The organism is Collimonas arenae (genome assembly GCF_001584165.1).
Classification (GTDB): domain Bacteria; phylum Pseudomonadota; class Gammaproteobacteria; order Burkholderiales; family Burkholderiaceae_D; genus Collimonas; species Collimonas arenae.
The window spans coordinates 1,245,705-1,259,062 of the sequence record NZ_CP013233.1 but is presented as its reverse complement, the minus strand read 5'-3'; the positions used below and the strand labels follow the sequence as shown (position 1 = coordinate 1,259,062).

The 13,358-nt window shown below is 56.9% G+C and carries 13 protein-coding genes; 3 read left to right on the top strand and 10 right to left on the bottom strand.

Features of this window, described 5'->3' with window-relative positions:
* Positions 1–13: 13 nt before the first annotated feature.
* The 7 genes from CAter10_RS05860 to lysA all read right to left on the bottom strand — a co-directional run bounded on the left by CAter10_RS05860 (position 14) and on the right by lysA (position 6,196).
* Positions 14–307, bottom strand: a complete 294-nt coding sequence (locus tag CAter10_RS05860; protein WP_061532679.1) for a hypothetical protein — start codon at positions 305–307, stop codon at positions 14–16.
* A gap of 132 nt (positions 308–439) precedes the next feature.
* Positions 440–1,117: an SAM-dependent methyltransferase gene (locus CAter10_RS05855; RefSeq protein WP_236905502.1), complete on the bottom strand. Its 678-nt coding sequence runs from the start codon at positions 1,115–1,117 to the stop codon at positions 440–442.
* A 117-nt stretch (positions 1,118–1,234) separates the two neighbouring features.
* On the bottom strand, positions 1,235–1,789 hold the full coding sequence (locus CAter10_RS05850; protein ID WP_061532678.1) for a GNAT family N-acetyltransferase: 555 nt from the start codon (positions 1,787–1,789) through the stop codon (positions 1,235–1,237).
* 61 nt (positions 1,790–1,850) lie between these two features.
* Entirely contained in the window at positions 1,851–2,063 is a 213-nt protein-coding gene (locus tag CAter10_RS05845) for a hypothetical protein (RefSeq protein ID WP_061532677.1), read from the bottom strand.
* A gap of 216 nt (positions 2,064–2,279) precedes the next feature.
* On the bottom strand, positions 2,280–4,517 hold the full coding sequence (locus CAter10_RS05840) for a phosphocholine-specific phospholipase C (protein ID WP_082798039.1): 2,238 nt from the start codon (positions 4,515–4,517) through the stop codon (positions 2,280–2,282).
* The gene (locus CAter10_RS22735; protein ID WP_156477069.1) at positions 4,456–4,662 is read right to left on the bottom strand and encodes a hypothetical protein; all 207 of its coding nucleotides are present in this window, start codon (positions 4,660–4,662) and stop codon (positions 4,456–4,458) included. The genes CAter10_RS05840 and CAter10_RS22735 overlap by 62 nt, the downstream gene beginning before the upstream one ends.
* Before the next feature lie 289 nt (positions 4,663–4,951).
* Entirely contained in the window at positions 4,952–6,196 is a 1,245-nt protein-coding gene (gene lysA, locus CAter10_RS05835) for a diaminopimelate decarboxylase (RefSeq protein ID WP_417924719.1), read from the bottom strand.
* A 130-nt stretch (positions 6,197–6,326) separates the two neighbouring features.
* Between lysA and CAter10_RS05830 the strand changes: the two genes are divergently transcribed.
* The gene (locus CAter10_RS05830) at positions 6,327–7,253 is read left to right on the top strand and encodes a LysR family transcriptional regulator (RefSeq protein WP_061532675.1); all 927 of its coding nucleotides are present in this window, start codon (positions 6,327–6,329) and stop codon (positions 7,251–7,253) included.
* A 162-nt stretch (positions 7,254–7,415) separates the two neighbouring features.
* Positions 7,416–8,177, top strand: coding sequence for a metallophosphoesterase (locus CAter10_RS05825; RefSeq protein ID WP_061532674.1), 762 nt, complete (start codon positions 7,416–7,418; stop codon positions 8,175–8,177).
* 15 nt (positions 8,178–8,192) lie between these two features.
* Here the strand turns inward: CAter10_RS05825 and CAter10_RS05820 are convergent, their stop codons facing one another.
* Positions 8,193–8,699: a DinB family protein gene (locus tag CAter10_RS05820; RefSeq protein ID WP_061532673.1), complete on the bottom strand. Its 507-nt coding sequence runs from the start codon at positions 8,697–8,699 to the stop codon at positions 8,193–8,195.
* A 119-nt stretch (positions 8,700–8,818) separates the two neighbouring features.
* Positions 8,819–9,586 carry a slipin family protein gene (locus CAter10_RS05815; protein WP_061532672.1) on the bottom strand — a complete coding sequence of 256 codons (768 nt, stop codon included), beginning with the start codon at positions 9,584–9,586 and terminating at the stop codon, positions 8,819–8,821.
* A 241-nt stretch (positions 9,587–9,827) separates the two neighbouring features.
* On the opposite strand from CAter10_RS05815, the gene CAter10_RS05810 reads away from it, so the two are divergent.
* Complete coding sequence (locus CAter10_RS05810; RefSeq protein ID WP_061532671.1) at positions 9,828–10,709, top strand: alpha/beta fold hydrolase; 882 nt, start codon at positions 9,828–9,830, stop codon at positions 10,707–10,709.
* Between the two features lie 251 nt (positions 10,710–10,960).
* Here CAter10_RS05810 and CAter10_RS05805 read toward each other — a convergent pair whose 3' ends face one another.
* Positions 10,961–13,147 carry a prolyl oligopeptidase family serine peptidase gene (locus CAter10_RS05805; protein ID WP_082797806.1) on the bottom strand — a complete coding sequence of 729 codons (2,187 nt, stop codon included), beginning with the start codon at positions 13,145–13,147 and terminating at the stop codon, positions 10,961–10,963.
* Positions 13,148–13,358 lie beyond the last annotated feature (211 nt).

Genomic DNA, 13,358 nt, shown 5'->3' with positions numbered 1-13,358 from the left:
CGAAACGCGCTGCTTACTTGGCTGCAGCGGTTTTCACATCAGCCTTGGCTTCGGCGGCGGGTGCCTTGACCACAGCCTTGTGCGCCACCTTGGTTTTTGCAGTTTTTGCCTTGACCTTGGCGCCGGCTGCCTTGCCTTCGGTCTTGGCTTCTACCTTACCGGTTTTCGCTTCGGTCTTTGCGGCCGGCGCGCTTACTGCTGCAGTTGCGGTAGCCGCTGGCGCTGTCGGTGCAGCTGGTGCAGTTCCTTGAGCGAATACGGAAGTAGCGAACAAGCCGGCGATCAGAGTAGCGATTAATTTGTTCATTTTTGCACCTTTCAGTTGTCTTGGTTACCTCAGATAATCTCCGAGGGCTTGAGCAATAAACGACTGCTGCAAGGATGCTGTTGACTGTGCTTACAATCCATTACAAATTGGCCGACGCCATCATTTCAAGCTTCATGCCCGGTCATCAGGTTTTTCGAAAAGGTAATAACCGAAGCCAAGCGTCGCCCGGCCCCACTGCAAGTAGGCAGCATGCCAATGCTGGATGCGCTGGCGAAATCCGGCAACATCGGGATCACCAGGATGAGATGCGACGTAGCGCATGACTGCGTGGCAGTACATCCCTTCATATTCATCCCATTCATCATCGCTGCTAGTTGCTGAGCGGAGCACGGCAAAGCCCTGCGCAACGCCACGCGCGGCATTTTCCGCATGGCTGCGCAACTCATCCTGGGTTGCTCCGAGCACTGCAAGATAGGCAGCGGATGGCGGTTGCTTCCAGTAACCTTCGCCCACCAACAGTAAGCCACCAGGCTTCAGCCATTTCATGCTGGTCTCAAGGCAAACATCGAAGCCGCCGAACGCATGACTTGAACCGATGCAGAGAATCGTGTCGTAACCGTCGGCTGGACATGCATGCTGCTCGACCGGCTCATCTATCAACGTCAGCCGAGTGTCAGCGGGATGCTGCGCCAGCCATTCCTGCTTTGCTTCAGCGATGAACGATGGATTGATATCAACACCCACTCCGCGCACCGGCGCCAGCGTCAGCAGGTCGCGCAACAGAGCAGCCTTACCGCATCCGGCATCCAGCACCAGTGCATCGGGTGTCAATCGCAGCGAACGCAGCAAGCCTCTGCCTTGGCCGCAGAAAGCGGACTGCAATAGCGATGATCGGTGTGCGCAATGGTGGAAAATTTGAAGCGGTCTTCAGATGCAAGCGTCATCGTTGCCTTGTGTGTAAAGCGATTATCTGGCCAGCCAATCGCGCCGGAGCAATCCATACAGGTCGGTATCCGACACCACGCCATCGACCAGCCACCGCTCGCGCAAATGTCCTTCCTTGATGAAGCCAAGGCGCTCCAGGGTCTTGGCAGATGCGGCATTGCGCGGATCGATATCGGCTTCGAGCCGTCGTAGTTTGAAAGCGTCGAACGCGTGCTCGACAAAGGTTGTCAGGGCTTCGTGCATGTAACCGTTGCCCCAATGCGTACTTCCCATTCCATATCCCAGATCGGCGCGCAAGTTCTGCAAATCGATCGCGAACAACGAACACATCCCGATGAGATGATTGTCTGCCTGCGTTTGCATGCCGAGGCGGAGATAACGTCCTTCCTGATGAGCCGCAATGTCATTCGCAATCAACTCGTGCGCCACGTCGATTGAAGCCCACGGCACTGTGCTCCAGTAGCGCATGACTTCCGGATCGGAAAATATGGTGAATAGAGCTGCGGCGTCTGATTCCAGCAGCGGGCGCAAAATCAGGCGCGGCGTTGACAACGTAGTGGGAATGATGGATGGCATACGACAGTTTTCATCTTGATAGCGGTTTAACCGGGAACCACACTGCGGGATATCTGAGGCGCTATCCCATGCCTCGTCCACCGTCCTTGGCAGTCGCCATTTCGAACAAATCAAAAGCGTCGCCATACAGGAACGATTTCTTCAGCGGCGGGCCGTAATCCGCGGCACATCCGTAGGCGATGACCTTTTGCTCGCAGTCGTGCTTGGTCCTGGCAATGATCGACTCGGCCTTGTCGCCTTTCAGATTTTCAGCCACCCAATAAGTCATTTTCATTCATTCACCCCGAATTCAAACGTTTGCGATCTTGGCCGGCGGTTAGGACCAGTCATTGATGAAGCAAAATTATTATCAGTGCGGACCATGTGAATCGGCAAGGACTTTCAACAAAAGCAAAGGGCCTACATCAATGTAGGCCCCTTCTATTTGCACTTTAACTATTTCACATGATATGAATCGATTGCCAAGGCGAGAAATCCAACACTAGATGCTTCAGGTCACCGCCATCGCCGGATCGCTAACCCCGTGTGCCCCGGTTTCCATGCGCCCCGCAAAGCGGCGGCTGAAACCGCCCAGCGGCACTGTCACGCTAAAGTCATACCAGTTGCCTTGGCTGGCGATTGCCCAATGCTGCTCAATCTGCCGGCCCGGGCGCACCTCGAAAGTCCAAGGGCCTTCCCGGCGATAGGCATTCAGTTTAACGGTGAAGACGCAAGTCCTGGCTCCGGTGTTGACCATTGTCAGGTGAATCCGCTTGCCGAAGGTGTCGTAGCCGAGCCGGACTTCCGGCGTCGCTGTGGCCGATTCGGACAGTGCCGCTAAATTTCCCTGGAATGCACGATGGAAGCCGTTCGGCCCCAATACCCACAAATCGTAGGCGCCATGGTCGACGCTCAGGTCCCAGGCGTCCTGCCAGCTCTTGCCGGCTTCCAGCACGTAGCGGCGCGGCACGCGATCCAGGTGCAGGCGATCGTAGACATGGAATACTGCCGCGGCGCGGCCAGTGTTGCGGAAACTCAGTACGATCTTGTTGCTGCGCTCGTCAGTGCGGCCGCCAACGTGCAATTCATAGGGCAATGCGCGCGATGGCCGAATCCCGGCAGCCTGCATCGGAAATACTTGCGTGCCTTCGGCCGGCAGCGCAACTTGCTGCAAGCGCTCTTGCTGGGCGCGTACTGCGTCAGCTTGCTGGCGCGAGCGCTTCGGCAGCGTCGGCAATGGCTCATGGTTCGGATTGACGAAATTGAATGCTGTCAGCAGATCGCCACAGACGGCACGGCGGAACGGGCTGATGTTTTCTTCCTTCACATTGAAACGCGCCTCCAGGAAACGTAGAACCGAGGTGTGATCGAAGACTTGCGAATTGACCCAGCCACCGCGACTCCAAGGCGAAATCACATACATCGGCACGCGCGGGCCGGGGCCGAACGGATGCTTGTTGTAAGGCGGTGTGCTCAAATAATATTCGCCGTCGGTATCGACGCTAGAATAGCCGGCCAGCTCGTTGCCTTCGTAGCCTGGCGCGCATGGCGGCGGCACATGGTCGAAGAAGCCGTCGTTCTCGTCGAAGTTAATCAACAGCACGGTCTTGCTCCACACGTCCGGATTGGCAGTCAGCGCGTTCAGCACTTCCTGCGTGTACCAGGCGCCCTGCACTGGGCTGGATGGCCCCGGGTGTTCGCTATAGGTGGCCGGAACCACGATCCATGACACCTGCGGCAACGTGCCTGCGCCGATGTCTTCGCGCAGCGATCCCAGGAAGCCGCCATCGGGCATGGTGTTGGCGATACCCTTGAGCAGCGGATTGGCGCTGTCGTCAGTCGGCAAGTATGGCGGGTATGGCGCACCGGAATTGGCGACGTTGCCGCGCTTCTCGTTGGCTTGGCGATAGGTGGCGAAGCCGGCCAGCGGATTGTCGGTGAAATTGTCTGGCATGTTCTGGTAAACCTTCCAGCTCACCCCTGCCTGTTGCAGCCGTTCCGGATAGGTTTTCCAGCGATAGCTGGTCGGTGCAGAGGAAGCATCCAACTGTTCTTGCGAATTGTCGATGGCCGGGCCGCCGTGGAGACCTTTGGGGTCATTGGTGCCGGTCCAATGGAATACGCGATTCGGATTGGTGCCGCCGTGGAACGAGCAATGGTAGGCATCGCACACGGTAAAGGCATTCGCCAGCGCAAACTGAAAATCCAGCTCGACCTTGGTGTAATAGCCCATCGACTGCGTCTGCTTGTGGGTCGGCCAGGAATTCATGCGACCCAGGTCCCAGGCATCCTGCGCGTTGTCGTAAAAATGGTTGGTGCCGTTGACGCGCTGCGCATTGCCCAACTTGCTGTCGAGGTGATACGGCAGGATGAGGCGCGACTTGCCGGTGGTCTTGTCGGTATAGGTTTGCTGCATGACGTTACGCTGGTTGAGCAGCGGAATCGGGAAACGGTCGCCGAAGCCGCGTACGCCATGCAGGGTGCCGAAATAATGATCGAAGGAGCGGTTTTCCTGCATCAGGATGACTACATGTTCGACGTCGCGGATGGTGCCTGTACGATTATTGGCGGGAATCGCCAACGCCCTGCGGATGGCCTCAGGAAAAGCTGCATTGGCGGCTGTCGAGTAAGTAGTGGCTGCAAGCGTGGCGCCTGCGGCGCGCAGAAAGTGGCGGCGATTTTCTTGATCATGATGGTCCTGTTGTTTCCTGGTGAGGGGTGGCGTCGCTGGGACGGGGAATGACTTCAGGTGACTTGGCAGAACTGACCGGCGCCTGCCAGACAGTTGGACTTGGTGGAAGGCTGGAGCTTGGCCGCGACAGGCGCGAGACCGGATCGAATTGCGGCAGGATGGCGGCGATGAATGGGTGCAGAGGGGATTCGTTTTCAACCATGTACATGTCGCCATTACGCTTTTGGAATGGGCGCAGTATCACGAGCAAATATGTCAGGGATATGAAGATTCTGTGACGATCCTGTCATGATGCTGAAAAGCAACAGAGGGCAACAAGTCATAGGCACCAGTGGTGCCTGAAGGGGAAACGCGGGGATTTTTTATAGCAGCCGGTGGCTCCGGTGCTCAGTATGACAAGCCTGGTGGCCTTTTCGGCCCCTTTACAGAGACCTGCCGAAGTCATCGGGGACAGCATGAAGCCGTCCCCAACCTAGGAAAAATTGCTTGTCTTATTCGAAGGTTTCCAGCGCAATCAGCTCAGCCAGGGTCTGACGGCGGCGGATTACGCGATGCGTACCGTTCTCGATCAAGACTTCAGCCAGCAAGGGACGACTATTGTAGTTGGATGACATCGACGCGCCGTAGGCGCCAGTATCGTGCAATACCAGATAGTCGCCAACGCGAGCCGGCGGTAGTTCGCGCGGCTCGACGACACCGCCTTCGAGTTGGGTGAAGACGTCGCCCGATTCGCACAGCGGTCCCGCCACCACGGTCGGCCGGGGCGTGACATCGGCCGGCGGCTGGCCTTGATAGATCAACGAAATGCGGTGATAACTGCCGTACATGGCTGGGCGCATCAGATCATTGAAACCCGTGTCGACCAGAACGAAGTGATTGTTGCCGTTGTCCTTGACAGCGCGCACTTCGGACAGCAAGGCACCCGCTTCCGCCACCAGGAAACGACCCGGTTCGATTTCCAGGCGGACCGCATGTCCAAGATGGACTTCGATCTCTTTACGCGCTGCATCCCACAACGAAAAGTAGTGATCGCAATCGATCCGCGCCCCACCCTCTTGGTAAGGAATCGACAGGCCGCCGCCGGCCGATACCGCCTCGATATCGCAATTCAGGCGCTTGACCGTATCCACCATCGCCGCGCACACCCGCTGCAGATGGCTGTAATCAACGCCGGAACCAATGTGCATGTGCAAGCCCACCAGTGTCAGGCCATGCTTCTGAATCACCTGCAATGCGCGCTCCAGATCGGTATGCCAGATGCCATGCTTGCTGTTCTCGCCGCCAGTATTGGTCTTGGCACTGTGGCCGTGGCCGAAACCGGGATTGATGCGCAACCAGACCCGATGGCCAGGCTTGGCGGCGCCGAGCTGCTCCAGCATGTCGATCGAGCCGGCATTGACTTCGATATCCAGTTGCGTGACGCGCGCCAATGTCGCCTGATCCAGCAGATCGGCGGTGAACACCAAGCCGGCCGGTTCGCCCTGCGGGCTGTAGCCGGCCAGCAATGCGCGTTCGATTTCTCCCAGCGACACGGCGTCAACCTGGACGCCTTGCTCACGCATGAGCTGCAGAATGTGAATATTTGAACAAGCTTTCTGGGCAAAGCGGATGACGTCGAAAGCGCGCAGTTGCTCTATGCGCGCGACTATGGTTTCCGCATCGTAGATCCAGAGCGGCGTGCCATGCTGGCGTGCGAGGTCGGGGAAGGTGGCAAGCTGGGCCGGGGTCATGGCGATTCTCCAGGATGAATAGGGATATTGCAGTATCTTCCTCCAAAAACAGTATTCAATAAAATATCATTTCTTTCAAGCTTCATTCATATACGATATGGTTTGATATCATCCTGTTTTACCCGGAGATTTGCAGATGTCCATCACGCTCAGGCACATCGAAGTATTTCGCGCAGTCATGACCGCCGGCAGCGTCACCGGAGCAGCTGCATTGCTGCGCACTTCGCAGCCGACCGCCAGCCGCGAGCTGGCCCGTTTCGAATCGCTGGTGCGGATCAAATTGTTCGACCGGGTACGCGGCCGCCTGCTGCCGACCGCTCCCGCCCTCCTGCTGTATGAAGAGGTGCGACGTTCCTACCTGGGCCTGGAGCGCATCGTCAGCATGGCCGGATCGATCCGCCAGTTTGAACACGGACAACTCTCCATCATCTGCCTGCCGACATTTGCGCAAACACTGTTGCCGGTGGCCTGCCGCCGCTTCCTCGACGACTTTCCGACGGTGGGCCTGAGCATCACGCCGCAGGAATCGCCGCTGCTGGAGGAATGGCTGACCTCGCAACGCCACGACATCGGTATTACCGAAACTGTCGCGGCGCCAGCGGCCACCGAGCAAAGCCTTCTGTTTTCAGGGGACATGGTGTGCATACTGCCGGATGGACACCCACTGCTGGCCAAGCAAAAACTTTCGCCCAAGGATTTTTCCGGACAGAATTTCATCAATCTCGCGAGTCTCGACATCTATCGGCAACAACTGGACCAGGTGTTCGAAGGACAGCAAGTGGAACGTCGTATGGCGATTGAGACGGCGAGCGCTGCCTCGGTCTGTGCAATGGTAAGGCAAGGCCTGGGCATCGCCATCGTCAATCCGTTGACGGCAATGGAAGAAGCCAGGCGCGGCCTGCATCTGCGCCGCTTCACCGAATCGGTTCAGTTCACCGTCAGCCTCGTCAGGCCGACGCATCGGCCGTCGTCAAACCTTGTGGATGCCTTCGCCAAGGTGCTGCACAAGCATTGCCTGACGCTGGAGCAAGCTTTGAAGAAGGCTCTGCGCGTCACGGCATAAAGTGCTGTGCCGCTGGATTATTAGGAATTTCTAATTCATCGCACAGAGAATAGGCAGAGTCATCTGGGGTCAGAGTTTTTTCACGGTTTTTTGCGAAAATTACTCTGACCCCAGTTAGCTACGCGTGTTAAACGCGATGAAAACCATACAATTGCCCACACCATGAAAATCTCACTGCTCTCAGATTTGCATTTATCCGTGCACCCGATGCCGCCGCCGCAGACCGACGCGGATGTGGTGGTGCTGGCCGGCGATATCTGGCGCCCGACGGAAGCAATCGAATGGGCCAGGCAATTCCCGGTGCCGACGCTGTATGTGCCTGGCAATCATGAGTTCTATGGGCGCGACCTGAGCGGCACGATGTCGGAATTGCGCACCGCTGCAACAGGGTCACAGGTACAAGTCCTGCAACAGCAAAAGGTAGTGATCGACGGCGTGCGCTTCCTGGGTTGCACGCTGTGGACGGATTTCAGGTTCTTTGAAAGCGAAGAACAACGTGACAGCGGCCTCAAGCAGGCGGTTGAGCTGGTCAGGGATTTTTCGCGGATACGCGTAGCGCCGGATTTTCCCGAGACCTTCACACCCGCCCTGTCGCAAATGCTGTTCGACGATACGGTCGCCTGGCTGGACAGGGAATTCGCGCAAGCGCACGACGGCCCTACCGTGGTGATCAGCCATCACGCGCCAAGCAAAGGCAGCATCCACGAAAGGTTTGCCGGTTCGCCATTGAATGCCTGCTTCATATCAGACCTGGAAACAAGCATCCTGAAATGGCAGCCATCGTTGTGGTTGCATGGTCACGTCCATGACAGCTTCGACTATCGTATCGGTGCAACGCGCGTGGTCAGCAATCCGCGCGGCTATGCCCGTGCCGGCAAGGAAGAAAATACTTTCTTCAACCCTTATCTGGTACTGGAAATCTGAACCGGCCTTGCATCGCTAACCGGCATATTGGCCGCGTTCAGCCTCGATCTTGCCGAGCAACCACTGCAATCCCGCCAAATGTTGCTGGTCATGGCTGCACAGGTAGTGCACCAGGCTGCGCAGCGTCAGCGGGCCGTAGCCTTCAAACTCTGCAGTACGATCGAACTGCGCCGCATGCAATCCACCGATAAGCTCAACCGTCTGCGCACGCGCCCGACGGAAATCGGCGAACACTTCCGCGACGTTGGCAGCGGCGTAATTACGCTCTCTGGCCAGCGCATCACTGTCGATGGAAACCAGCAGCGGATGCTGTTCGTCGAGCGTGCGCCGGAAGCGCAAATGATAACCGTCGATCTCAATATCGCGAACATGACAGGCTTGCTCTATTGCGGTAAACGGCTCGCTCGGTACGCCATCCCATGAGGCTGGCGCCCAATGTTTGAAATCGGCAGGAATTGCCGCATAGTGGGCTTCAAGTTGTTGCGGAAAATTGGCGAGCGTTTGCAGGGTAATGGGATTCATGCAGGTCCTGGGAAGGGATGAAGACTTGGCGAGTCTGACTGTGTCTGGATCGCAAGCCGACGCAACACAACGTCGGAGCTGCACCGGGAATTGCGATCAGGTAATTATATTGTCGAACGCTAAGTCTTGCTCTTGCCCCCTAAAAAACTGGACAGCAAATCCATCGGCAACGGAAACACCACCGTGGTGTTCTTGTCGGCGCCAATCACCGTCAATGTCTCCAGATAACGCAACAGGATAGCCTGCGGTTCCTGCGCCAGGACATGGGCCGCCTGATACAGTTTTTCCGAGGCCTGCAACTCGCCTTCCGCATGAATCACCTTGGCGCGCCGTTCGCGTTCCGCCTCGGCCTGCCTTGCAATCGCGCGGATCATCGATTCAGTCAGATCGACCTGCTTGATCTCGACATTGGAGACCTTGATGCCCCATGAGTCAGTTTGCGCATCGAGCGCCTGCTGGATATCAAGATTCAGCCTTTCTCGCTCTGCCAACATATCGTCCAACTGATGCTTGCCCAGTACAGAACGCAGCATGGTCTGCGACAGCTGGCTGGTCGCATTGAAGAAATTCGCCACTTCGACGATGGCTTTCCTGGGATCGATAACACGGAAATAAACCACTGCATTGACCCGCACGGAAACGTTGTCGCGCGAGATCACATCTTGCGTCGGCACCTCCAGCACCACGGTGCGCAAATCAACCCGTACCAGTTGCTGGATGGCTGGAATGATCAGCACCAGACCCGGGCCGCGAACGCCGGAAAAGCGTCCCAGCGTGAATACCACGCAACGTTCGTATTCGCGGAAAATGTAGATCGCCATGTTCAGCAAAATCACCAACACGAAGATGGCAAAAGCCAAACCTATCCAACCGAAATTCCAGGGCATTTTGTGCCTCCTTCCTTGTCGAGGATGACTTTCCGCCTGTTGCATGGCGACATCTGCCTGAACCGGCCTGCAATGGATACGTCATGCAATCAGTATAGGTCAACTGGCAATAATTGCTGGCTGGCGACAGCCCCCCGCTTTTCATTTGCACTAGAATGAGAATTCCGCTCCCAGTCTTGCTAGCCAGATTGGCAACTTGCTCGACGCCACGCTCCGGTTAGATGCACTTGAAAGAACAGTCATGCTGAAACAGATTGAAGCAGGCGTTCTCGACGTCGCTTATGAAGAAAACGGCGCTGCCGATGGCAAGCCGGTACTGCTCCTGCATGGCTTCCCATACGATATCCATGCCTATGACGGATTGACTCCATTGCTGGTAGCAGCAGGCTGCCGCGTGATCGCCCCCTATTTGCGCGGCTTCGGACCGACCCGTTTCCTGTCCACCGTTACGCCGCGCTCCGGTCAACAAGCGGTGCTCGCGCACGATTTACTGGCGCTGATGGATGCGCTGGCGATTCCAAGTGCGGTACTGGCGGGTTACGACTGGGGCGGACGCGCAGCCTGTATCGTCGCCGCATTGTGGCCCGGGCGAGCCCGCGGACTGGTGTCGGTCGGCGGCTACAACATCCAGGATATTGCCGCAGCCAGCAAGCCGCAGTCACCGGAAAATGAGTTGCGCTACTGGTATCAGTATTATTTTCACAGTGAACGCGGCCGTGCAGGTCTCACACAGAACCGCCGTGATTTCTGCAAACTGCTTTGGAAACTATGGTCGCCAAATTGGCATTTCGATCAGGCGACCTATGAGCGTACTGCGCCGTCCTTCGACAATCCCGACTTTGTCGAAGTTGTCATTCATTCGTATCGTCATCGCTACGGTCTGGTGCCGGGCGATCCTGCGGTCGCCGACAGTGAACTCCTGTTGGCCGCACAACCAGTGATTTCAGTACCGACCATTGCACTGGACGGCGCCGGCGACGGTGTCAGCCTGATTGGCGGTTCGGAACAGCATCAACGCTTTTTTAGCGGGCCGTATCAGCGGCGCGTCATTCCGATCTCCGGCCACAACCTGCCGCAAGAATCGCCTCAGGAATTCGCGGACGCGATACGCGCACTACTCTAGGATTTTCTCACCAAATTTCCGCGCGGGCACAAGAGTCTTACTTATCAGCGCTAATGCCGTTAGATCAAAGAAAAATTCCTCTTGTGCCGTCACTGGCGCTCGTGTCGACTCCCCGTCTAGCCGCTCCGTCATTCCCGCGAACGAGGGAATCCATTTTCATCATCCCGCTTGGCGATTTGGATTCCCCACCTTGACGCCTAAATTCGCCAGAATGACGGAGTTGCCGCGGCAGCTCCAGTTGCCAACCTCACTCAGTTGGCGCGCGATTTGATCGATTCGCCAGCGACCTCTGCGCCGTCTGCCCCAACCTGCATTCCCAGCACCTTAGTCAGGAAACCCCACCGGTCGGCCACTTCCTCAATCTGCTTGGAAGTCGGTTTGCCGGCGCCATGACCGGCCTTGGTGTCGATGCGGATCAACACCGGCGCAGCACCGGCCTGGTCGGCCTGTTCGGTGGCGACAAATTTGAAGCTGTGCGCCGGCACCACGCGATCGTCATGATCGGCCGTAGTCACCAGCGTCGCTGGATAGCAAGTGCCGGGCTTCAGGTTATGCAGCGGTGAATAGGCGTATAGCGCCTTGAATTCGTCGGCGTTGTCGGATGAACCGTAATCGGAAGTCCAACCCCAGCCGATCGTGAATTTGTGGAAACGCAGCATGTCCATCACGCCGACTTGCGGAATCGCCGCAGCGAACAATTCTGGCCGCTGCACCATCGTCGCGCCGACCAGCAGCCCGCCATTGCTGCCGCCGCCGATCGCCAGCTTCTGCGGCGAGGTATATTTGTTGGCGATCAGCCATTGCGCCGCGGCGATGAAATCATCGAATACATTCTGCTTGTTGAGCTTGGTGCCGGCTTCGTGCCAGGCCTTGCCGTACTCGCCGCCGCCGCGCAGGTTCGGCGATGCATACACGCCACCCATTTCCATCCAGGCCAGATTCGGTACCGAGAACGCCGGCGTCAGCGAGATGTTGAAACCGCCGTAGCCATACAGGTAGGTCGGATTATTGCCATCGAGTTTCAACCCCTTTTTCGAGACGATGAACATCGGCACCTTGGTGCCATCCTTGCTGCTGTAGAACACCTGGCGCGTCTCGAAGGCGTTCGGATCGAAATCGACCTTGGGCTGGCGGTACAAGCTGCTCTTGCCGGTTTGCAGATCGTAACGATAGATACTGGCCGGCGTGGTGAAGCCGGTAAAGGAATAGAAGGTTTCCTTGTCATTGCGCTTGCCGCCGAAGCCGCCGGCCGAACCGATGCCGGGCAGCGTCACTTCGCGTACCAGCTTGCCGTCCAGCGCATAGATATTGACCTGGCTGCGTGCGTCTTTCAGGTAATCGACGATCAGTTGGTGGTTGACCACATTGGCGCCCTGCAGTGTCTGCTCCGACTCAGGGACGATCACCTTCCATTTCGCCGCATCTGGGTGACGCGTGTCAATCGCAATAATGCGGCCCTTTGGTGCGTCCTTGTTGGAGTTGAAGAGGAAGACCGGACCGTCATTGTCGATGAAGGCATAGGACGCATCGAAATTGTCGAGCAGCGGCAGGACCGGCGCGCCTTGCTTGCTCAGATCCTTGTAATAGACCCGGTTCTTTTGCTCGGTGCCTTGCGAAATGCTGATGATCAGGTATTTGCCGTCGTCGGTGACATGGCCGTCGAAACCCCATTCCTTCTGGTCCGGCCGGTCGTAGACTAGCACGTCGTCGGCTTGTGGCGTGCCGATTCTATGGAAGTAGAGTTTCTGAAAATAATTGACGTCAGCGAGCTTGGTTGCTTCCTTCGGCGCATCATAGCGGCTGTAGAAAAATCCAGAACTGTCGTGGGCCCAAGAGGCACCCGAGAATTTCACCCATTGCAAATGATCGGCGGTGTCTTTGCCGCTGGCAATGTCGCGTACCTTCCATTCGTTCCAGTCGGAACCGGAAGCCGCGGTACCGTAAGCCAGGTACTTGCCGTTGGGGCTGACCGCGATGCCGGCCAACGCTATCGTGCCATCGGCCGCCAGCGTATTGGGATCAAGCAGCAGCTGCGGTTCATCGTTGATCTGCTTGACGGTATAGAGCACCGCCTGATTTTGCAAGCCATCGTTACGGCTGTAGAAGTAGCGCCCGCCTTCTTTGAACGGCACGCTAAAACGCTCATAATTCCAGAGCTTGGTAAGCCGTTCACGAATCGCTTCGCGTGCCGGGATTTTTTCAAGGAACGCTTGCGTCAGCTTGTTTTGCGCCTCTATCCACGCCTTGGTGTCGTCGCTGTTGCCGTTCTCAAGCCAGCGGTATGGATCCGCCACCTTGACGCCATGATAATCATCGACCTGGTCTATTTTCTTGCTGATCGGGTATACCAGCGACTGGCCTCCGGGCTGGCATTGCTGGGCGAAACCGCCGCCACTGGTAAGAATGGCCGACAAGGCAATTGCGTGTTTGAGGTACATGTTTTGTCCGTTGTGATTTGGGGTGAAATCAATTGAGCAAAGCTAAAACTGTGATGCCTGATAAGCGTCGCGTAAAAAAAACACAACATTATGCTGCATGTGCTGCCATACCGCCTGGCGCTTAACTTGCTTTCCTGAAAGTAAATATGCTATCGTGCATTTCTACAATGTAACGCTATGTATCGCGTGTCGGTCTGTACTAAACATGTGT